This window comes from Methanosphaera sp. BMS (assembly GCF_003268005.1).
GTDB lineage: Archaea > Methanobacteriota > Methanobacteria > Methanobacteriales > Methanobacteriaceae > Methanosphaera.
The window spans coordinates 1,933,520-1,955,065 of record NZ_CP014213.1 but is presented as its reverse complement, the minus strand read 5'-3'; the positions used below and the strand labels follow the sequence as shown (position 1 = coordinate 1,955,065).

The following is a 21,546-nucleotide window of genomic DNA, read 5'->3' as shown; positions in this document are numbered from 1 at the left end:
TAATGTAATTTGTGGTGAAAGATATGTCAAAGGGTATTTTTGGTAAAATGACAAGAAGTATTCTATTATTTTTGGGTGGAATGGCAGTAGGTTATTTAATTAAGACATTTGTGGGGGATGATTCCCTTGATCAAATAAGGTATAGGACTCGTGATTTGATTAACAAACCTGCTGACAAGAAGGAATATATTGATGTTAAAATAAATGACTTAACTGATGACACTGACTGATTGAAGGGGATTCTTATTAAATCAAAGCTATCTATTGTTCTTTTAAACTGGAATGGTCATGAAGACACGGTTGAATGTTTAAATTCACTTAAAAATCTTGGTTATGGTGATTTTAACATTTATCTTGTGGATAATAATTCTCAAAGAAACTCCGTTGAATATATAAGTGATTACCTGGAAAATCAGGATTATTATAGTCATGCCATGGTAACAAGCAACAAATTGGATGATTATACTGATGATGTTGACTTGCTGTTTATATTAAATGATGTCAATGCAGGCTTTGCCGGTGGAAACAATGTTGCACTTGAATATCTTATAAAATATGACGTATGTGAATATGTGCTGTTGTTGAATAATGATACGGTTGTTTCCAGTGATTTTGTAAATGCCCTCTTTGATAAGTACAATCAGGAGGACAACGTGGCCTTTGTAGGTGCCACCCATTACTACTATGATGACAATAATAGCATTCAAACGGTAGGCGGGGGAATAATTGACTGGAAACACGGTGAATGCATGGCAGTCAGACAAAAAAATCAATATGATACATATGACTTCATAACAGGTTCATGTGTATTCATGCCGATTGCTGTTTTACGGGAGGTCGGACCAATAAGCACGGACTACTTCATGTACTGGGAGGATGTGGACTGGTCAACGGTGGCACATAAAAAAGGTTATAATCTGGTAGTTTCGGACTATGGATGTATATATCATAAGGAAGGTTCATCAATAAAATCACTATCTCGCATATACTATCATACAGCCAATAGGATATTGTTTATGAAGAAGCATAGTGACAGGAATAGGTATCATAAATTCATTATTTACATGGTCTTGTATGTACTCAAGGAATCACTTACAAATATATTGAAAAACAGGCAATATTCAAAAGTACTAATCAAAGGATTGATGGCAGGACTAAAGAAAGTACAATAATACTTTTGCAGATAAGATGATAATAAATAATATATCTGAATAACTAAGACACTAATAATAAGAAATTCAAATACATTAAATTAGGAAAAAAATATAGGAGCTTGTAAGTCTATGGATGAAAAAAAATATAAAATAGCAGTATTTCACAATCTACCCTCAGGAGGAGCAAAACGGTCACTCTACACATATATACAGTACTTGACAAATCATGGACACATAGTGGATGTATACATACCCGAAACAGCAAATGAGGAATATCTCCCATTGGAGGAAGTGGCAAGCAGCGTGAAGATATATGAGGTGAAAAAAAGCTTCTGGCGTGAAAAATTATACTCAATATTCAGCTACGTACCCGCAATAATCAAACGAGTATCAGTAAGCAACGTATTCAAGACAGAACAGAAAATAGCCGAAGAACTAAACAACTCCGATTATGATATAATCTACTGTGAACAGGACCAATATACCATGACACCCGTCATATTAAAATACCTGAAAAAAACCAATGTATACTACTGCCAACAGCCAGTAAGAACAGATCAAATACTTAAAAAGGTAAACGACCAAAAAGAGAAAATAGGCTTTTTCAACAACCCATTAATAAGGCCATTTTCCAATTACTTTGTCAACTATATTGAAACAAAAGACTATGAAAGGGACAAACAGCTGGCAGAATATGCCACCAACATACTTGCAAACTCCTACTTCAGCCATGAATCCATACTAAGACAATACGGTAAAAATGCATACGTATCATATATTGGACTGGATACCGATAAATTCCAGAACTTCAACCTAAAAAGGGAAGACTATGTATTATCCGTCGGAACATGCATCCCCCCAAAGGGCTATGACTTCCTAATCAGAGCAATATCACACATAGTAATAGAAAAAAGACCAAGACTGGTAATAGTAGGAAACAGCAGTGACGAAGGATGGGTAAACTATCTGAACAAATTAGCCGATGAAAACGCCGTTGACCTGACAATCCAGACAATGATAACGGATGAAGATCTTGTAAGACTATATAACAAGGCAACAGCAGTAGTATATTCACCATACCTAGAACCATTCGGCTACGTGCCACTGGAAGCAATGGCATGTGGAACACCGGTAGTGGGAGTCAAAGAAGGAGGAATAAAAGAAACAGTACTTCATAAGAAAACCGGACTGCTAACACAACGGGATGAAAAGGACTTCGCCGCCGCAATAGAACTGCTGTTTGATGATGAAGAACTATGGGAAAAATTATCACAAACAGGTATCAAATACATAGACTGCTTCTGGAGTCTGGATCATGCAGGTAAAAGATTAATAAAAAACATAGAAAGAATTCTTGAAAAAGAGGAAGAAAATGACTGAAAAACTAGTAACAATAATACTCCTTAACTGGAATGGATATGATGATACACTGGAGGCATTAGAATCATTATACCAGATAGATTATCCATGCTACAACGTCATAGTCGTAGATAACCACTCAACCAACGACTCCATAGACAAAATAACCGAATACGCAAAGGGCAATATCCACGTTCAAACAGAATACACGAAGTATTGTGAGAACAAACCCATAGAACTAACTAGTTTAAGGGAAGATGAATTAAAGAAAGTCGACTACACAAGTACTCCCGATAAAAAGAAGCTTCTTCTTATAGAAAATTATGAAAACTATGGATTTGCAAGGGGAAATAACATAGCAATAGACTATACATTAAAGTATGATAATCCAGACTACGTACTGCTATTGAATAATGATACAATAGTCGATGCCAACTTCCTGAAAAATATGATTAACGTGGCCTCAAATGACCAATCCATAGGGATAGTGGGACCGAAATTCTACTACTACGACTATGACAATGCCCATGATAAGATATGGTGTATCGGCAGTGTAGTGGACCTGGATCATTTCCCCGGTCATCATAGCATCATGGAAGAGGAAAGCTATGATCTAACACAAAAAGTCATAGAATGCGACTGGGTATCCGGTGCAGGATTACTGATAAAAAAGGAAGCAATACCGGTAGGATACCTGGATACTAGCTTCTTCTTTGGATGTGAAGATGTTGATTTGGCAATGCAAGTAAAATCCAAGGGATATAAGGTAGTAACCGTAACAGATTCAATTATATGGCACAAGGTAGGAATGAGCCGACACAAGAACACCCAGCTAAAAACAGAATACAACCATATAAAGACAAACCTTCAATTTATCAAAAAACATAAAAAGAACTATTATCTGAATCTACCAAAATACCTATGCCAGATAGCAGTGTTATACTTAAAGGCAATAAAAAATAAATTAACAGATTAAAATTCCACATCCTCCTATTTACCACCTATTTTTTATTCTTGTACATCGTAAATATCCCAAAAAAACAATCAACACGGACGTTACCTAAAAAAATCCAAAGATAAGCAGGATAATATCCTGATTAGCATACAAGAAATACACACTAAAAACAGACAATACCCTATAATCAGATTGGAAAATATAAATGCAACAAACACTCCTCACACCAGTACAAAAACAGGGTAATTAACCAGAAATAATAACATATAGTTCATTTAAAACTTCAAAAAAAAAAACAGAATAACAAATTTAAATAAGCCGCAAATAACAAGTATGCACAGTATTCATAATTGTTGTGCACGCTTTTTGATGAAAATAAATATAATTGAGGGGGGTGAATGATTAAATCCATACAATAAGTGATTTAATCATTAACATTCTATTTTATTTTTTTTATTCGGCTTTATCTAAAAAGATTTTTAACCCGGAAACATAGTGAAAATGCCGTAGGGGTTATATATACAAAAGTTTGATAGTTAATCGATTTTTTTTAACATAATTTATGATGTGATAATATATATTTGTCATCTGAAGTGTATAATGCTTCAACTATATGTACTGGACAAAATGGTGGATTAATTATAAAATCATAAACATGATGTTGATAAAATCATGTTAAAAGACTATGAAAGTTAATTATTTGAATGTCCTTGTAATCACCAAAAAAATAAAGTATTTTATATTAAGTCATTCTAATATTATATACAACAATAAATTTTTATTGTAGTTAATAAGAAAAATAATTGAAGTTTCTTATTATCAAAACAGAGGTGTTAATATTAAGGTAAAATATGGATTGCTATTGGCTTTAGTAATACTATTGTCATTATCGGTGGCAAGTGCTTCTGATAATAATACGATAAGTGATGCCGATAGTAATCAACAATTATCTGCTCACTCAAGTAGTGATGAGATAATTAATACAGAAAAAACACATATAAATACAAATACTGCAACAGACAATTCAGAGGATGTAGTGACTGCATCAAAAAACATAACAAAAGATGCAAATACAACTAATGTAAAAGCACAATCACAGCATAGAACAAAAATATCAGTAAGTGATAGGACAGGATACATCACGACCAACGTGCAATTGATTGCTACAGTTGCTGATAAAGAGACAAACACTTATGCTAATGGTGGACTTGTAGTATTTAAATTAAACGGAATTAGTGTGGGATCATCCACACTAAAAAATGGAAAGGCATATTATACATGCAATACCAAGAATTTGTCTGCTGGATTTTATCTGATTTCAGCGACATATGGTGGTGAAGGAAAGTATGCGTCAAGTAAAACAACTTCCGAGGGTATACTTGAGTTATTGCCTCTTCCTGTAAAGATAGCCACGGTCAACGTGACATCATATCAAACCAAGGTGCTTCTTAAGGCTACAGTGGTTGATAAACACTATAACAAATACATAACAAACGGGACACTGCTGTTTAAAATAAATGGTCAGACAATTGGAACGGCAAAAATAAACAGTGGTAAGGCTCAAATTACATATGATGCAAGTAATTTGCATGCCGGTAAATATTATATATCAACGGTATATGGGGCTAATAGGTTATACTCTGAATATCGTGACAATGCAACATTAACGATTAAGGTTAAACCTTCATATACCTTTGATGAGGTTCGCAGTGCTGCAGTATATGTCAGAAATCATTATGAACAGAATCAGGTAATCAAGGAGGTCAGTATCGGTTCATCCAAGCTGCAAATTCAGGAATATCTTTATCTTGTTGCCAATGCCATTTCTAATCTTTATAATGGTAAGGCTTCATCAACCTTGTATTATAAGGCTTGTGAGGCACCGTCAACACAGGTGGATACTGTAAAAACGTTCACAATGTATCCTAGTGATGTATATTCAATATGTACTCGGTTAATTAACTATATTGATTATAATGGTAAGGCACCGACATATGTCAGTACGTCCGGTGGTAACTTGGGTTACTATAACGTGATTTACTGTCTGTCCAAGGTGTTGGATGTTTCTACCAAGACTTACTTTGTTGAGTCCTGTATAGTTTATCCATGGAGTACATTGCATCCGTCAAAATCCACGGTTAGGCATATTTACCTAACTAGTGATAACATTTACTCCAAGACTAAGGATATGGCATTTTTGAACAGTATCAAATCTAAACTTCAGGCTAAGGGATACACGGTTACAATTGTAGGTATTGGACCAAATATGCATAATGTTAATATATGGGCTAAAAATACGACCATCAATTCGGCTCAACTGTCAATATATGGTGGTAGTGACTCAGGAATGTTCTATGACATGTCTACTAGAAGTTTCATGAGGGCCAAGTCAAACAGGGTGCTTTATTTGGCATTTAATTCCGAAACGTCTAAGGACTTCAGAAACTTGTCATGGCTTGAAAGGGCATGGGATGATAATTATAGTCCTAGTAGTTTTAAAGGAATAGCTAATCCTTCAAATTATCTGTTGTCTCATGGATACAAGTATTCGTTCACTAATAATGTGGACACGATTGTAAATGAATTTATTAAAGCGATAAGTTAATTTTCAATCTTTTATTATTTTTTTTAATTTTGTTGTCATTTTTTTATATATGTACAACTTTTTTTAATTATAACAATGTTAACTTTTTATACTTTCAAATTCAAATAATATAATATGAAAGATTTTTTTAACATTGAACTACTCAAATCACAATTTACAAGTGATGAAATATTAGGGGCCAATTTTGGATTAGAAAGGGAAGGACTACGGGTACACTCCGATGGAAGGTTATCCTTAACAGAACATCCCGAAATATTCGGCGATAAACTAAAAAATCCAAACATAACCACGGATTTTTCTGAAAGCCAAGTCGAAATGATTACTCCGACATTCAACACTACAAAAAAAGCACATGATTTCCTATTATACCTGACAGATTACGTCAACAAATACATACCCGACGATGAATACATATGGAACCAATCAATACCATGCATATTGCCCCCAAGCAATGAAATTCCAATAGCTCAATACGCCAATGATGAAAAATCAGTACAATCATACAAATACAGACAGGCACTTGCTAAAAAATACGGAACAAAAAAACAATTGATTTCAGGCATACACTACAATTTTTCATTCAAGGAAAGCACAATAAGAAAATTATATCAAATAAACAATTCAAACAAATCCTATAAGCAATTCAAGAACGAACTATACCTTAAAATAGTAAGAAATTATCTAAGATACAAATGGGTAATCATATACATAACCGGTTGCAGCATAGCAAGCCACGAGTCATTCACCTGTGACTGCATCAAGTTAATGAATACAAAACATCTGGAGGAATACTATACGACAGAAGGGGTATCCTTTAGAAATGCCAGTTGCGGATATAAAAATCTGATAAAGCTATTTCCAAGATATGACAGTTTGGAAAACTTCATATCCGACGTCAATAGTTACATAGACGAAGGCAAACTATCCGAGGCTAAGGAATTATACACCCAAATAAGAATGAAGTCAAAAAATCCAAATAACCTACTGGAATCATTATCAGAGGATGGAATATCTTATCTGGAGATAAGAACGGTTGATATTAACTCATTTGACATATGCGGATTGTCACAGGAGGATATGAACTTTCTACATTTATTCATAATATTCCTGCTGATATTTGATGAAAGCGATTATGATAAATGGCAGGAGGAATCATTACTAAATGAGGAGCTTGTGGCACAATTCGGCCAAATAGAACACTTGGAACTGATTAAAGACGGCAAAAAGGTCTCAATTAATCAATGGCTAAACATAATCTATGACAATATGAAGTCAATAAATGACAAACTAAATTTGACATTCGATAACGAACTTAAAACATTCAAAAACAGGATAGATAATCCAAAAAACCTATATTCAAGTAAACTATTAAATCTTGTCAAAGGGGAGGGTTACATTAATACGCAGGTTCAAATTGCTAAAAACAATAAAAAAGAAAGCCTTGAGAGGATTAATTCAGGATACTATGATGATAAGGAATATGAAATAGGTTTTAAGGGTGATCTTTAAACAGTAACCTATTGGAGATATCCCTCTAAAAAGTCGGAATAGTCCATCAGACATTCATTCATATCCACATCATCATTATTCTCTTCTTTTTTAAATTTCTTGAATGACTTGTCATTGATGTTGTTTGAATCAATCCACTTTTCAATAAAGACAATATCCTCCTCTTTTAATTCATCTTCACAACAAACGGAGTCTATTATTCCCTTGAATACCTGTAGCTTTAACAGGCTCGCATTATATTTGGGAGATCTTTTTATTTGCCTGAACGATTCAGCAACCTCCTTTCTATTTTTCAATGACTCCGATTCATCCAGTATATACTCTAGCTTCAACAGTACATTTTCTAGCAACGGATGATTATTATAACACTTGTTGTTCACATACCAACTGTATAATAGGTCATAGTAGTTATCCGTAATTTCATCATCTATTTTTGCCTTCTGTACCAGTCCATATAGGTAGTTGAAATTATAATCAAGCTTTCTGTCAAAATCCCTCTTGCAGTTTGGCCTATAGGAGTATGTCTGGATGTAGTTTTTCGGATTTTCATAATTTGTAAGTAACTTGAACAATTCATTGGTCATTTCTGCATCGGCCATAGCATTATGTGCATTATAAGTGGTGTTCAATACGTTATGCACAATATAACTCAGTTTATTGCATGGCAAATCAAGGTTACGCTTGGCCGAATTCAATGTACAATAGTATTTAAATGACGGTATAGGCATCCCATATCTAGTCAATGTCTTAGAGATAACACTCAAGTCAAATGTTATGTTTTGGCCAACGATTATATTGTCCTGAAGCAAATCCTTAATCTCATCATAATACTCCGGAAATGTTGGAGCATCCACAACATCCTCCGGTCCGATACCTGTAAAAGCTATGTTAAATTCATCAAAGTGTGTTTCGGGATTAATCAGTGAGTACTTATGTTCAACGGCACATCCGTCTTCAACAATCACTATCCCCATCGATGAAGCCCCATCACTATAACGGTTAGGAGTTTCTAAATCCAATACTATGTAATCCTTCATGCTATCAACCAAGGTTTCCATTCTATTTCTTATTATTTACCGATTCAACACATTCAACAAACGAATTGATCATATTAGAGTACTGGTACTCGTCTTTAATTATATTGTATGAATTTTCACTCATGCTACGCTGCAAATCATAATCGCCGATTATCCTAAGCATGGCCTCATACAATTGATTCACGTTTTTTTCTTCTACAATAAATCCATTATCCCTTATCATATCCTTGCTTGCACCAACCGCATCGGTAACTATCATGGGATTGTTATAGTACATGGCTTCATTCAATACAAATACCCATGGATCACCCATCTGATAGTTAACCGATGGTACTACAACAAGATTGCAGTTGATGTAATAGTTTTTGAGTTCATCATTATCCACCTTACCGGTGAATGTGACATCCTCTATTTTGTTTTTTCTCACATACTCCTTAAGATTGACTTCTTCTTGGCCGTCACCAATGATAATCAGACTGGCATCACCTATTTTTTCTTTGAGTAAGTCGAATGCCTTTATAAGATAGATTACTCCCTTACGTTTGATTAAACGGCCGACATAGAGTATCTGCCTGTTGTCCTTTTTGTCGATTTTCTTGATGTCCGATGAGATATTGCTGACATTCGGCATTATATATATCCTGTCTTCATCCGTGAATTTTTCAAAGTACTCCCTGTGAAGGCTACCCGGAACAAGTATTGCATCGGCACTTTTTGTCAGTAACCTGATAAACACGTCAAGAACCTTCTGTTTAATGGAGGAGTTTCTTGGCCAATCCCAGTCCTCCCTCCATATTATAAACTTTTTACGCCTGAGCTTTGCTATGATGAGAATAAACAGGCTTTCAACCAGCTCTTGCACAGAATCCCAGCTTCCACCGATAACCACATCATAGTCGCCAAAGAGTTTGGAGATTAATCCCCTGGCAAATCCATGTCTGTTATCAAGAATTTCAACATTCACATCCTCAAGTGACCGGATATTGCTGTCGGCACTTCCATCATAGATGTCTTTTATTACCTGCATATGGCTGAAGACCAATTCCAGGTCATATCTTTCATTTACCAGTTTGAAAAATTCCATACGATACCACATGAGAGTGTTATGTATGAATAATATCTTGGTCACAGTTAAACCTCCATCAATCTCCATTTGCATCTTCAATTCAATTTATATTTTTATTCAAGTACACGCTTATATATCTGACTGTCACCGTTATCATAGATTTTACTGGACTTGTTGGTGCCCTCCTTTGTAGGGATATATATTCCATTTCCATACAGGAAGGTGTCATGGCCTATGTTATAGCCCCGCAGGAACATGTATGTACCGGGAGCCATCTCCGACATGTTATGTGGATTACATGTTCGTATATCGTTTAGCCAGTACAGTAATATGTTACTGAACGCATCCGAATAGACGGTGTGGTTATCATGTCTATTTTCGTTAAACCATGCAACACCTGCATATTCACCCTGACTGAATATCGGTGCGTCAATCGAATTATCCAGCGGCAACGTTGAAGTCTGACCGGCATACAGGTCAATCAATCCGGTGTTTAATATGAAAAACAACACCAAAAAGATACCCATAGCCCAGAATGATATCCTGATGTTTTTGCTCAGGTGAACGTTTTTAACCAATGCCACCGCCGATGTGAATATGTAATACATACCAATAATACAGAATGGTGAAAGCACTACAAATGTCACCTCATATATTCTTTGAAGACTTAATTGTCCCTCGAAGGCTGGTATAAACAATCCACAACCAAGTATAATCATATTAAATATTGCAAATGCATTATATTCAGTTGTAAAGTGGAAATATCTCCTGTTAAGAAGGTTCATTATGAATCCTATCAATATGAAGGCCACCGACAGAAGAATTACCCTTTGAGCGTTAATGCTAACAATAGTCATAAATGAAAATGGCCACCAAATCCTTAAAAAGGCTATTATAGGAATAATGACAATTATGGCCTGTTTTCTTTTCAGACTCAAGTGTTTGATTTTTGTCACGATATTCTTGATAAAGGGGTATGTCTTAACCTCTTCCACATCAACGTCCCTGGAAAATCGCTTATACGCCTTGTATAATACAACGGCCAATATCAACAATACTCCAAGTGCCGCCAATAATATAACTGGACTTATACGGCCTCCGAGCACAATCGTTTGAACATTCTTACCCACTATACGAAGAGCATCAAACAGTGATCCAATTGGCTTGCTGTCTGCCGTCAGTGAATAATACACGAGGATAAATGCAATGAAGAATATCGACAGCGGCAGGCTGATTGTCTGGTCTTCAATCTTCAGGTAATCTCCGAAGTATTTGTTATCAACACCAAACTTAAGCAAGATATTATTCAGGATATTGCCGAATCCACCGGATATCAGCGTTAATGAGACTATTGTGGCAAGAAGTGTGAACATGAACAGGTATGTTACACTGTAATGTGATAGAATCAATCCCACACCAAATATCAGATACAGAAGCTTACGTTTTTTCTGCGGTATCTGACGGTCAATCATTAACCATACCAATAGTACCAGGAATATTTCGGCTATCTGCTGTCTGGCCATCTGTACCATCCAGCCATAACTGAATCCATTATATGCCACAAAGAAGAATGCCGCAAGAAATGCCATCTTTGGACCGGTATGTTTTTCAAATATCTTGTACAATCCAATACTTATCAGTGAAAACAGGAACGGATAAATGAACTTTAACACCCATGTCAATGTCATGCCCGACAGTTTGCTGTATATCGGTGCATACATCACCACACTAAGCATAGCGTTATATGCGTGAGGCCAGGTGTGATCCCATATTCCGTTTTTGATGACATATGTTGCAAACTGGTATTCAAAGAAGATGTCATAACCCCATATGTGGTTTGATATCATAACGCTATAGTATAGGATGGACAATGCTATGCTGAAGATTGCAAAGTGATAATATTCTTTTTTAAGATATCCTCCCACCATTGCAAGAACAACGCCGCATATAATCAAAAGCAGTAATATTTGAATGTTGTTGTTTGAATAATACTGGTAGGTATATGCTCCTATTATGGCTATAAGCGGCAATAAGCATAGGAATATGAATTGATTGGATGATATTATCTCAAAGCCTAGCTTGGATGAGCTTTCTATATGATATTCCTTGTCTTTAACATATGCCAGATATAACATGCCCATATTGTATATGGTGAAGGTTACCAGTAGGGGAATCTGTTCTATTGGCTTGGCTATATGAAAATGGGGATATACCTGATTCATGAACAGTCCAATCAGCATAACCGATGCAATACTCAAGCCTACACTCAGTAGGGTTGTAAACGTATTTCCAAGATCATGCAATTTTAGGATTCTGAGTATGATTATTCCCGGAACAAATCCCAGATAAAGCAATGTGACTATGTCATTAAATACAGGTATATGGATGGAATTTAATGATAGAAGACCTACAATCCACATCAATACCTGGATTATTATTATTACCGTTGCAAATTCATTAAATTTCCAGTCATTTAATGTGAACACATTATTAAACTTCATATTCTCAACCCTGTCCTTTTATTTTTAAAGCTTCTTATAAATTAATTTATCCTATTCTATTTATTAATTATTATCTTGATTTATGATATATTTTCTTTCAATCACTTCTTATAGTAATTGCCTGTATGCCTCAATTGTTTTATCGGTCATTATGTCAAGTGATTTTTCGGGTATGCTTTCAAATGCATTTTCTTCAAGTTGAGTGAGTGATTTCTTGTTGTCAATTATTTTCAATAGCTTGTCTTTCAAGTCATTAACATCACCCGCTTCAAAAAGAAAACCGTTAACTCCATCATCAATCAGCTCAGGTATTCCTCCTATATTGCTTCCTATAACAGGCGTTGCCGTAGTAAAGCTTTCATATATTACCAGAGGGGAGTTATCATAGCATATTGACGGGATAATAACGACATTTGATAACTTATAATAGTCTTTAATATTACTGTTATCTACAAATCCATGAAATATGATTCTTTCATCATCACCGGCCAGTTGTTTGAATTCCTCCTCATCATAACCCTTGCCGATAAGATTCAATCGTATATCATCATTATCTATCTGTTTAAATGCATTTATTAGGGTGTCCACTCCCTTATGCTTTCCAAGACTTCCTATGTACGTAAAGTCTATGAAGTCATAGTCCTTGATTGTCTTTTTTCTTTCAAAGTCTATTCCCAGTGGGATTTTTATACAGGTGGTGTCATTGAAGAAGTTATTGTCCCTGTATTTATCTATCATGAAATTGGATGGAGCTATCATCATATCCACATTATCCGATAATAGTTTTCTTTGAATGTTCACATATGCAGTACATATGGCGTTTTTGTCTTTACATAATGTGTTATTTCCCCTTATCAGATTTGCCCTTGGACATATCAGTGAAAAGTCATGTGATTCAAATACAACAGGTATGTTTAACTTTTTGCCTACTTCAAAGCAGGACAATGATAGTCCCTTGAAGTTATTTATATGTATGATGTCACACTTTTCTTTTTTTAGTATTTCAATTATTTCCTTTTGACAGTTGCCATTCCATAAGTCGAACAGGTGCCATAATGGCTTCAGGTATCCCTTTGCTTCCGTCTGTCTGTATACGGGGTATAGTTTCGTTTTGTTTATGTGATATATCGTGATGTTGTCCTCTTTCTGAATTTTTTCCTCATCATCCACGCTGCAGGTTATGACTACAACTTCATGCCTTTTATCGGCAAGCTTTCGCACAAGCTTGTCCACGATTATCTCTGCTCCACCCAGTACATTTGGTGGATATAGGTTGCTTATCATGCAGATTTTCATAGTAATTCCTCGTATAGATCATGTATCCGTTTGGCGATGGATTTCCATTCATATTTTTCCTGGACCAATTGTCTGCCACGTATTCCCATATCCTCTTGGAGATTCCTGTCGGAAATAATTTTAATTATGGATTCCGTTAGCTTTTGAGTATTTTTTGGTTCTATGATTATGCCGCATTCACGTTTTTTAACGTCATCTGCTACTCCGACAATATCCGTACTTATTATTGGTGTTTGGCATGCCAACGCTTCAAGTACTACTATTCCAAATCCTTCTTGAAGGGAGGATATTGATGGAAGTACAAAGAGTGTGGATTTTGCGAAATAATCTATTACCTCTTCATCTGTAAGATATCCTTTGAATTCAACGTTTTCCTCGATGCCGAGCTTTCTGCTTTTTTCAATGTAATAATCCAGCAGTTCGCCCTTTCCACCCACAATCAGTTTTATATCGGGTATTGTATTTTTAACTTCTTTTATTGATTCTAAAAGATAATCCAGTCCCTTGTATTTGTGGAATGCATCAAGAACACTCAGGAAGAATATTTGCTTTTCCTCCTTTTTCTCATCGGATGCTTTGAATATGCTGGTATCAACGCCATTGGGTATGGTGACGATTTTATCCTTGTAGTTTTGCAGGTGTGGGGAGTTTATGTAATCATCCTGCGTTATGATAATCCTGTCTGCCTTGTTTAGTAGCAATTTGAGTGCCGTGCTGTTGTATGTTTTTGCTATCAGGTCTGCTACACCGCTTCCGATAATGTCATTGTGGTATGTTACGACAAGGGGCTTGTTTTTTATCCTGCATATAATATTGCTCCAGTCACTACTCCACGGAGTCGGAATATGTGTGTGAATAATATCAAAGTCCTTCTTGTAAAGAAGATGTGGAAGAGATAAACATACATTTGTGTTGGCAATCTTTCCAGTATATGGAAGTCTACTTATTTTTATATCATTATAAACTTCTTCATCTACATCACTTGCTTCATTTGCACAAATTACTTCCACTTCACAATCATCATATTTAACCAATTCACAGCTAATGTAGTAAACATACTTTTCAACACCACCGATGAACGGATAAAATCTAACGGGAGTCTGAATTATCTTCAAATTAAAACCTCATATAAAACTGATTAATCATCACACACTATAACCTGATGATTTACTATTATATAATATGGTCTTTTAAAAGAATATAATTATCTATTTTCAAAATATCAATATAAAAAGGGATGGGAGTTTAAAGTTTATATATTCAAAATATCCGAATAATAATTTTCGGTAACGGTGGTGATATAATCCCAGTCAAAATGTCTTGCATATTGCCTGCAATTGTTTCTGATGTCCTTATTCAAGCCCTCTTCAATGTAGTAGTTAATCATTTTGGCCAGATTATCCGAATTGTTGTTGATGACACATCCATTATCTGCCGTCACCAAATCCTTGGCGGCATTCATGGGATTATTCATGGTAATAACAGGAATACCACATGCATTGGCCTCTATAACAACTATTCCAAAGCCTTCCCTTTCGGATGGAAGTACAAATACCGATGAACTTTTCATTAACTTATATAAATCTTCCTGATTCTCAAGAAAATCCATAAATATGACATTTTCTTCCAGTTCATATGAACTTACCAATCGTTCCAACGTAATTCTTGATGGGCCCTCACCAACGATGAAACATTTGGAAAATGGATGTACTTTTGTAACTTCCTTCATGGCCTTAACGAGTAATTCAACATGCTTTTCAGGTATCAGACGACCAGCATACAGCACATCGCTGAAATTATCGCTGGGATTAAGATAAGTTATTTCTCTAATGTTCACCCCATTTGCTATGATTTTAACATTACCTGGGACGTGATTCTTGATTAGGTTATCCTGCGTCAACTTAGATACACATATGTAATTATCTGTTAAATGGAATATTCCCTTTTCAACTATTTTTCCGAAAAAGCCCTTTTTGCCCATATATTTATACCAGTAGTCATTCCAGACCTCATGCAATGTAATTACCAGCTTGGCCTTGTTACGCATGGTCTTTATCTTGCTAGTGTAACATGAAAAGTATGGGAAGTTCTGGCAGTCAACGATATCAAAATCCTTAAAGTCGGCCTTTGACAATAATTTTCTGGAAAAATAAAGTGCCTCCTTAATGGAGCGAGTACTGTTCTCATTATACAGGTTCTTGGCTTCTCCAACACTATGATAGGTGATATTATCGTATTCAATCACTTCTTGGCCTTTATATTCATCGCTTTGCATCCAGTAGCCAAGCGAGTAAACATGAACGTCATGACCCCTCTTTGCAAGTCTTGTACCTATTTCATATATTCTGCGTTCTGCACCACCCGTAACCCATGGAAATGCAGTATCGTATACAAATGCTATCTTCATAAGAATTCTCCCGGAATAAGAATTACTTGCCCATAAATTTTCTGGTTAACATATACTTTATGTGTCTCCATCCATCACCGAATGAGCTAAGCTTAGCTTCTCCTCCACCCCTTTTTCTATAATAAATAGGAACTTCCCTAATTTTCAGGTTCTTCTCGGAAGCCTCGATAACCATCTCAATAGCAAATTCCATACCGGGTGCCGTCAATTCAAGTTTGTCTATTGCATCTCTTGTAAATGCCCTCATACCACAATGAGTATCAGAGTAGTTTGCATTAAATAATATGTTAAGCATCTTTGTAAGCATAGGATTTCCAATATACTGATGCAGTGCCGGCATAGCACCCTCTTCTATACCCCCATCAAAACGGGATCCGATAACAAAGTCACAGTCTTCATTGACAATCAGATTGACAAAGTCCATGGACTGCTCCAGTGGATATGTTCCATCGGCATCCCCCATGATGATGATATCGCCGCTGGCTTCCTTAAATCCACGAATATATGCATTACCGTATCCACGATTTTTTTCAAGAAATACTGTTGCACCAGCATCACTGGCCTCTTGTGCCGTGTTATCGGTGGAGTCATTGTTTATGACGATTATCTCATAGTCATATCCCGCTTCTTTAAACTCATCTACAGGTATGCTTCTAATGGTTTTTCCCACAATTCCTTCTTCATTCAATGCCGGTATAACAACTGATATTTTCATATTACACATTCCCTTATGATAATTTTCAATAATTACTATATATTTATGTATTTATTCTTATTTACTTTTTAATGGAATATTTCCTCTATTATTCGATTGATTTTTTCTGCTGATGAATTCCATGAGTATTTGTTTTCAACGAGTATCCGTGCATTTTTAGCAAGATAATGTCTATAATCCGCATCATCACATAGTTTAATGATGGCATCCTTAAAGTCCATGCTATTGTCGGCACAAAGGTATTCAATCTCATTTATTGCATCTATTCCACTAATGCCACAGCTGGTTGATATAACCGCCAGCTGCATGCTCATGGCCTCAAGTATCTTATTTTTAATGCCAGTACCTGAAATCATTGGCGTGATGAATATGGCATTCTTTGTCAGGTAATCTCTGACATCATCAACAGAACCGGTAACTATTATATTGTCATTGTTTAATCCTTTGACGTATTCTGTTGGGTTTCTGCCGACAATATATAATTCAATGTTATTTTCGGCTAGAACCAGTGGATATATCTCCTCCGTAAAGTATTTGACTGCATCATTGTTGGGGGGAGTGCTCATATCACCGAGAAATACCAGCCTAACGTTCTCATCACTGCTGTTGTTGGTAAAGTACTCTGTATCCACACCGTTGGCAACCACTTCTACCTGGACATTCAATTTCTTTTCAAGTAACTTTTTATCCTTCTTGTTTACGACTATGCATCTGTCAAATTTGTCATAGCATTTTTCATAGTTATTGATTTTAAGATAATTCAGGTACCAGTATATCCTGGATGTGAGGCTGTCGGATTTCTTATACATCTGGTAGTTATAGTCACTTACGGCATCAAATGCATATACGATTTTCTTTTTATCGACATTTTTAACGTAGAATGCCATTGGCAAGTCTGCAATTATCAAGTCATGGTCTTGGATATTCTCCTGTATCAGCCTGTTCATATTCTTGTCATAGTAATAGTTCAGAATACTTCTTGTTTTAAGATTATCTGATGACAGCATGTTTTTTGTGGTGTATATGAGCTGGTCTTTGATGGAGTGGTATTCCTTGATATCAATACTTTTATAGTTATTCAAGTAGCCTTCCAGTGCTTTGATGTCATATTTATGTGAGTTGAATGATATTAAATCCAATTGATGCACTTTTGATAGCTCTTTTATCATGTAGTGGATGGGTATGGTTGCACCAACGCTCATCGATGGAATGTCATGACATAGTACTAGTATCCTCATGATTTTGCCTCTCCAATAGCCTTATTGTATATTTCTATTATCTTATCGCATACCTTGCTCCAGCTCAGATTGGAGTTAATGTATTCTTTAGCCTTTTCCACTTTCTTATCTGCAAGGTCCTTATCTTCCAGCAATGTCGTGACGGCACCACATATCTGATTAATGTCTCCATAATCCACTATTATTCCACCATCAATTTCTTCAACCAGTTCGCCTGATTCTTTTGTAACAACAACCGGTGTATCTGATAGTATTGATTCAAATACGGTTATTGAAACTCCACCCATATACCTTACCGGATTAACAAATACCTCAGCATCATGGTAGGCCATGATTTTATCGTCTTCTGATATGAATCCGGTGAATATCACCTTATCTTCAAGGTTGTATTTGCTTATGATGTCATCCAACTTGCTTTTATAGTCGGTTATCTTTCCGATAATGACTAGTTTGTAATCCTCATATTTTTCGGGAAGCTTGGCAAATGATTCAATCACATGGTTTATTCCCTTCAATTTATCCATTCTGCCAAGATATAGTATGTATGGTGAGTCGATATCATATTTTTGTTTAAAGCATCCCTTGGCGGGAAGCGTTTTAAATTCATCCAAATCCATACCATTATATACTACTTCCACTTTCCTGGCTTTCATCTGTCTGTCATAGTATGCCTCTTCCTTAGATACGGCAATGGTACATGAAGCGTTTTGCATAATTCTGTTTCCATAGAACAGATCATATGTCTCCTTTATAATCCTTTTATCAACGTGTTTTGGTGTGGATGCATGTGGCTGAAGTACATATGGGATATTGTGTTTTTTTGCATATTTTATTAAAACGTTGTTTTGATATGATCTAAGCTCGTGCAAGTGTATTATATCATATTCATCTATGTGTTTGTCCAGCCACTCGTTCATCTTCGGCGAATAGATAAATAATGCCAGGTTGAATTTATATTCAACGGGAATCATCGTTAATTTTTCTATAGTATCAGTATCCTCTGGATTGTAGTCAAAGGTAGTGGTAAGTATCGTTACTGTGTGACCTTTGTCAATCAATTGTTTTGATAGGTTATAGCATACATTTACGTCACCGCCACGTTCAAATGCGAAGTAGGGTATTACCTGTAATATATTCATAATATCACTAAAAAAAATTGTTTAAAGAGGAGGTTATACTTCTTTTAACAGCATGTCCAGTATTAAATCTTCAAGGATTGTTTCAAATTTGACCGTAAGTTTGCGCCAATCGTTATCCTTTACAAAGTTATATCCGGCCCATCCAATCTTGTTTATACTTTGATTATCATTTAACAAGGTTTTAACTACTTTAATTACCTCTTCCGGTCTGTCTATGTATATCAGACCATTGTTTTCTCCAAATTCACTAACTAATCCGGGGAGTCTTGTTGCTATTACCGGTTTTTTCATGGCCATGTACTCATATAACTTGATTGGGACGATGTTTTGCATAATGATTTCATCTTTATATGCAGGTAGGATACATATATTGCTGGCACCAATTAAATCAGGCATCAACGTGTATTTTTGTCTTCCAGTCAGTATCAATTGTTTTTCCATGGAGTATTCATCACGTATTGCCTTCAGTTCATCATATGCATCTCCATCACCGGTAATCAGTAGTTTTATATGTGGATATTTTTCCTTGTTTTTACCAAGATATCTTGCCAACTCCTTAAGGCCGGCAAATTCATATAAAAATCCCATGAAGAACAGAACGGTATCTCTTGGATCTATATGGTAATAGCTGCGTATCTTAAATCCATTGTTCTTTTCATAGTTGAAACGTTTAAGGTTTATTCCGGCACCGATAATGCTCATCTTATGTGGATTTGCACCTAGTTCTATGGCTATTTCATGTAACTTTCTGTTAATGGTCATAACATAGGATGATTTCTTTATCGTATTTTTTGTTATTTGTTTTCCCAGATTTCTGAATGCAGGTTCCGGAATTAATTCGTATAAAACATCTATGAAGTAGTATACAAATGGAATGTTATGTTTTTTTGCCAGTCTTGATGCTATATTTGCATTTAATATTCCAAATCCTATGATTATGTCCGGCTTGAATTCTTCTATCTCTCTTTTTATTTCTTTTCTATGATAATGCACTACAGATACGTAGTTTAGCACAGGGAGTCTGATTAATTCCGGTCTGATTACTGTAATGTTATCGGTATTGTATACCTTCTTATACCCTTTAAATACTTTTCGTGGTGATTTAAATCTATATTCACTGCTTTCTTGCTGATTCCAGTCTATTTCATAATCAATTACGTGTATGATATGACCTCTCCTACCAAGCAATTCCATTAAATGGTGTTGTTGATGAGGATTTCTTTTGATCCAATCCGATTCCTGTACAAGTAGTATTCTCATATTATCACCATTAATGTCATGTTGTATTTTATATATGTTTAAATCCTTATTTATTTAAAGAATATTTGCTTATTTATTTTTTTACTTAAAATTCTGCACTTTTTTGTATGTTGTCCCAGTTTTCTACAAACCATTCATGGGTATTTTCCAGTCCTTCTTCAAAGTCATGTTGCGGTTTGTATTTGAGTATTCTTTTTGCCTTATCGATTGATGATAACAATTTGTTCTTGGCATCCCAGTCTCTTCTTTGTTTGTATTCGATACCGGCGTCGTTGCCACATAACTGATTTACCTTATTGGCCATGTCTATAACCCTATGGTCTTTACCTGAACCAAGATTGATTGATTCTCCTATTGCACCTTCAACAACACCCAGTCTGGTTAATCCCTGAAGTATGTCATCGATGTATGTCCAGTCACGAGTTTCTGTTCCGTCCCCCGTTATTGGAAGGGCCTGATTGTTCATGGCCCAATACATGAAGTTAGGTATCACGTTTCTGTATTTTCCCGGTACTTCTCCAGGACCAAACACGTTGAAGAATCTTGCATTGCTTATCGGTAAATCATACAGGTTATGGAAATAATTGGTATATAATTCACCCAGCAGTTTGGTAACCTGGTATGGGGTGTGTAAGCTGATGCTGATGTCATGTTCTTCAAACGGCATCTTTGAATCTAAGCCGTATACTCCACATCCGCTGCTAGAATATACAAATCTTTTAACGCCGGTCAACTGTGCATATTCCAATACTTTCAATATCCCCAAACCGTTTACCTTTAAATCTTTTTCTGGCTTATCAACTGAGTTTTGATTAGCAAAGTGAGCTGCCAGATGGAATATGTAATCTGGTTTGCTTTTAAATACCCATTTAAGAACCTGATCATCACAAATGTCTCCCTTGATAAATTCAACACAATCCAGTTTTGGAATATTCCATGTATAAGATGATGATAAGTTATCAAGAACAATAATTTTCTTAGGATTATATTCGGCTAATTTTTTAGTCAAATTACTTCCAACACAGCCTGCTCCTCCGGTAATTAATATGGTTTCTCCTTCATATGCACTATTTATGTCCATTCTATAAATCTCCTATTTGCCCCTATATTTATTTAAATATATATAATATTTATATTTCTTTTTTGTCTTATTTAAATTTTCTAATATTAAAATATATGCTTTTAAAGCATCTATAATATTTTAAAGCAGTAACTTATATTATTATAAAGATACGTGTAAAATTCAAAATAAATGAGTAATTACCGTTTATACATTTTTTGGCTAAATCAATGAGGTTGCCGTTA

At 35.4% G+C, this 21,546-nt stretch carries 17 protein-coding genes; 6 read left to right on the top strand and 11 right to left on the bottom strand.

All coding sequences use genetic code 11. The annotated features are described in order from the left end of the window. Positions 1–23 precede the first annotated feature (23 nt). The 6 genes from AW729_RS07105 to AW729_RS07080 all read left to right on the top strand — a co-directional run bounded on the left by AW729_RS07105 (position 24) and on the right by AW729_RS07080 (position 7,582). A complete protein-coding gene (locus AW729_RS07105) occupies positions 24–230 on the top strand; it encodes a hypothetical protein (protein WP_112124455.1) in 207 nt (68 codons plus the stop codon). Continuing rightward, positions 231–1,172, top strand: coding sequence for a glycosyltransferase family 2 protein (locus AW729_RS07100; RefSeq protein ID WP_112124454.1), 942 nt, complete (start codon positions 231–233; stop codon positions 1,170–1,172). A gap of 111 nt (positions 1,173–1,283) precedes the next feature. After that, on the top strand, positions 1,284–2,534 hold the full coding sequence (locus tag AW729_RS07095) for a glycosyltransferase family 4 protein (RefSeq protein ID WP_112124453.1): 1,251 nt from the start codon (positions 1,284–1,286) through the stop codon (positions 2,532–2,534). Further along, a complete protein-coding gene (locus tag AW729_RS07090) occupies positions 2,527–3,489 on the top strand; it encodes a glycosyltransferase family 2 protein (protein ID WP_112124452.1) in 963 nt (320 codons plus the stop codon). The genes AW729_RS07095 and AW729_RS07090 overlap by 8 nt, the downstream gene beginning before the upstream one ends. 841 nt (positions 3,490–4,330) lie before the next feature. After that, positions 4,331–6,073: an Ig-like domain-containing protein gene (locus tag AW729_RS07085; protein ID WP_162685838.1), complete on the top strand. Its 1,743-nt coding sequence runs from the start codon at positions 4,331–4,333 to the stop codon at positions 6,071–6,073. Positions 6,074–6,187: 114 nt separating this feature from the next. Beyond that, positions 6,188–7,582, top strand: a complete 1,395-nt coding sequence (locus AW729_RS07080) for a glutamate--cysteine ligase (protein WP_112124450.1) — start codon at positions 6,188–6,190, stop codon at positions 7,580–7,582. A gap of 8 nt (positions 7,583–7,590) precedes the next feature. Here AW729_RS07080 and AW729_RS07075 read toward each other — a convergent pair whose 3' ends face one another. The 11 genes from AW729_RS07075 to AW729_RS07025 form a co-directional block, all read right to left on the bottom strand. Continuing rightward, complete coding sequence (locus tag AW729_RS07075; protein WP_162685837.1) at positions 7,591–8,619, bottom strand: exonuclease domain-containing protein; 1,029 nt, start codon at positions 8,617–8,619, stop codon at positions 7,591–7,593. A gap of 22 nt (positions 8,620–8,641) precedes the next feature. Then, positions 8,642–9,772: a glycosyltransferase family 4 protein gene (locus AW729_RS07070; RefSeq protein WP_162685836.1), complete on the bottom strand. Its 1,131-nt coding sequence runs from the start codon at positions 9,770–9,772 to the stop codon at positions 8,642–8,644. A 26-nt stretch (positions 9,773–9,798) separates the two neighbouring features. Next, positions 9,799–12,186 carry a DUF2206 domain-containing protein gene (locus AW729_RS07065; protein WP_112124447.1) on the bottom strand — a complete coding sequence of 796 codons (2,388 nt, stop codon included), beginning with the start codon at positions 12,184–12,186 and terminating at the stop codon, positions 9,799–9,801. Positions 12,187–12,294: 108 nt separating this feature from the next. Next, the gene (locus tag AW729_RS07060; RefSeq protein WP_112124446.1) at positions 12,295–13,482 is read right to left on the bottom strand and encodes a glycosyltransferase family 4 protein; all 1,188 of its coding nucleotides are present in this window, start codon (positions 13,480–13,482) and stop codon (positions 12,295–12,297) included. Next, positions 13,479–14,597, bottom strand: a complete 1,119-nt coding sequence (locus AW729_RS07055) for a glycosyltransferase family 4 protein (protein ID WP_112124445.1) — start codon at positions 14,595–14,597, stop codon at positions 13,479–13,481. Before AW729_RS07055 ends, AW729_RS07060 begins: the two co-directional genes overlap by 4 nt. Before the next feature lie 137 nt (positions 14,598–14,734). Then, positions 14,735–15,889: a glycosyltransferase family 4 protein gene (locus AW729_RS07050; RefSeq protein ID WP_112124444.1), complete on the bottom strand. Its 1,155-nt coding sequence runs from the start codon at positions 15,887–15,889 to the stop codon at positions 14,735–14,737. Positions 15,890–15,911: 22 nt separating this feature from the next. Beyond that, entirely contained in the window at positions 15,912–16,604 is a 693-nt protein-coding gene (locus tag AW729_RS07045; RefSeq protein ID WP_112124443.1) for a glycosyltransferase family 2 protein, read from the bottom strand. Between the two features lie 68 nt (positions 16,605–16,672). Continuing rightward, positions 16,673–17,842 (bottom strand): glycosyltransferase, encoded by a 1,170-nt coding sequence (locus AW729_RS07040; RefSeq protein ID WP_112124442.1) that lies wholly within the window; start codon positions 17,840–17,842, stop codon positions 16,673–16,675. After that, entirely contained in the window at positions 17,839–18,981 is a 1,143-nt protein-coding gene (locus AW729_RS07035) for a glycosyltransferase family 4 protein (protein WP_112124441.1), read from the bottom strand. Before AW729_RS07035 ends, AW729_RS07040 begins: the two co-directional genes overlap by 4 nt. A gap of 33 nt (positions 18,982–19,014) precedes the next feature. Next, positions 19,015–20,241: a glycosyltransferase gene (locus AW729_RS07030; protein WP_112124440.1), complete on the bottom strand. Its 1,227-nt coding sequence runs from the start codon at positions 20,239–20,241 to the stop codon at positions 19,015–19,017. An 85-nt stretch (positions 20,242–20,326) separates the two neighbouring features. After that, positions 20,327–21,322, bottom strand: coding sequence for an NAD-dependent epimerase/dehydratase family protein (locus AW729_RS07025; RefSeq protein WP_112124439.1), 996 nt, complete (start codon positions 21,320–21,322; stop codon positions 20,327–20,329). Positions 21,323–21,546 lie beyond the last annotated feature (224 nt).

What these genes read in the sequence shown, in the direction of transcription:
- AW729_RS07105 (WP_112124455.1), top strand. Translation starts at nt 24, where the DNA reads ATGTCAAAGGGTATTTTTGGTAAAATGACAAGAAGTATTCTATTATTT.
- AW729_RS07095 (WP_112124453.1), top strand. Translation starts at nt 1,284, where the DNA reads ATGGATGAAAAAAAATATAAAATAGCAGTATTTCACAATCTACCCTCA.
- AW729_RS07090 (WP_112124452.1), top strand. Translation starts at nt 2,527, where the DNA reads ATGACTGAAAAACTAGTAACAATAATACTCCTTAACTGGAATGGATAT.
- AW729_RS07080 (WP_112124450.1), top strand. Translation starts at nt 6,188, where the DNA reads ATGAAAGATTTTTTTAACATTGAACTACTCAAATCACAATTTACAAGT.
- AW729_RS07075 (WP_162685837.1), bottom strand. Translation starts at nt 8,619, where the DNA reads ATGAAGGATTACATAGTATTGGATTTAGAAACTCCTAACCGTTATAGT.
- AW729_RS07070 (WP_162685836.1), bottom strand. Translation starts at nt 9,772, where the DNA reads ATGGAGATTGATGGAGGTTTAACTGTGACCAAGATATTATTCATACAT.
- AW729_RS07065 (WP_112124447.1), bottom strand. Translation starts at nt 12,186, where the DNA reads ATGAAGTTTAATAATGTGTTCACATTAAATGACTGGAAATTTAATGAA.
- AW729_RS07060 (WP_112124446.1), bottom strand. Translation starts at nt 13,482, where the DNA reads ATGAAAATCTGCATGATAAGCAACCTATATCCACCAAATGTACTGGGT.
- AW729_RS07050 (WP_112124444.1), bottom strand. Translation starts at nt 15,889, where the DNA reads ATGAAGATAGCATTTGTATACGATACTGCATTTCCATGGGTTACGGGT.
- AW729_RS07045 (WP_112124443.1), bottom strand. Translation starts at nt 16,604, where the DNA reads ATGAAAATATCAGTTGTTATACCGGCATTGAATGAAGAAGGAATTGTG.
- AW729_RS07040 (WP_112124442.1), bottom strand. Translation starts at nt 17,842, where the DNA reads ATGAGGATACTAGTACTATGTCATGACATTCCATCGATGAGCGTTGGT.
- AW729_RS07035 (WP_112124441.1), bottom strand. Translation starts at nt 18,981, where the DNA reads ATGAATATATTACAGGTAATACCCTACTTCGCATTTGAACGTGGCGGT.
- AW729_RS07030 (WP_112124440.1), bottom strand. Translation starts at nt 20,241, where the DNA reads ATGAGAATACTACTTGTACAGGAATCGGATTGGATCAAAAGAAATCCT.
- AW729_RS07025 (WP_112124439.1), bottom strand. Translation starts at nt 21,322, where the DNA reads ATGGACATAAATAGTGCATATGAAGGAGAAACCATATTAATTACCGGA.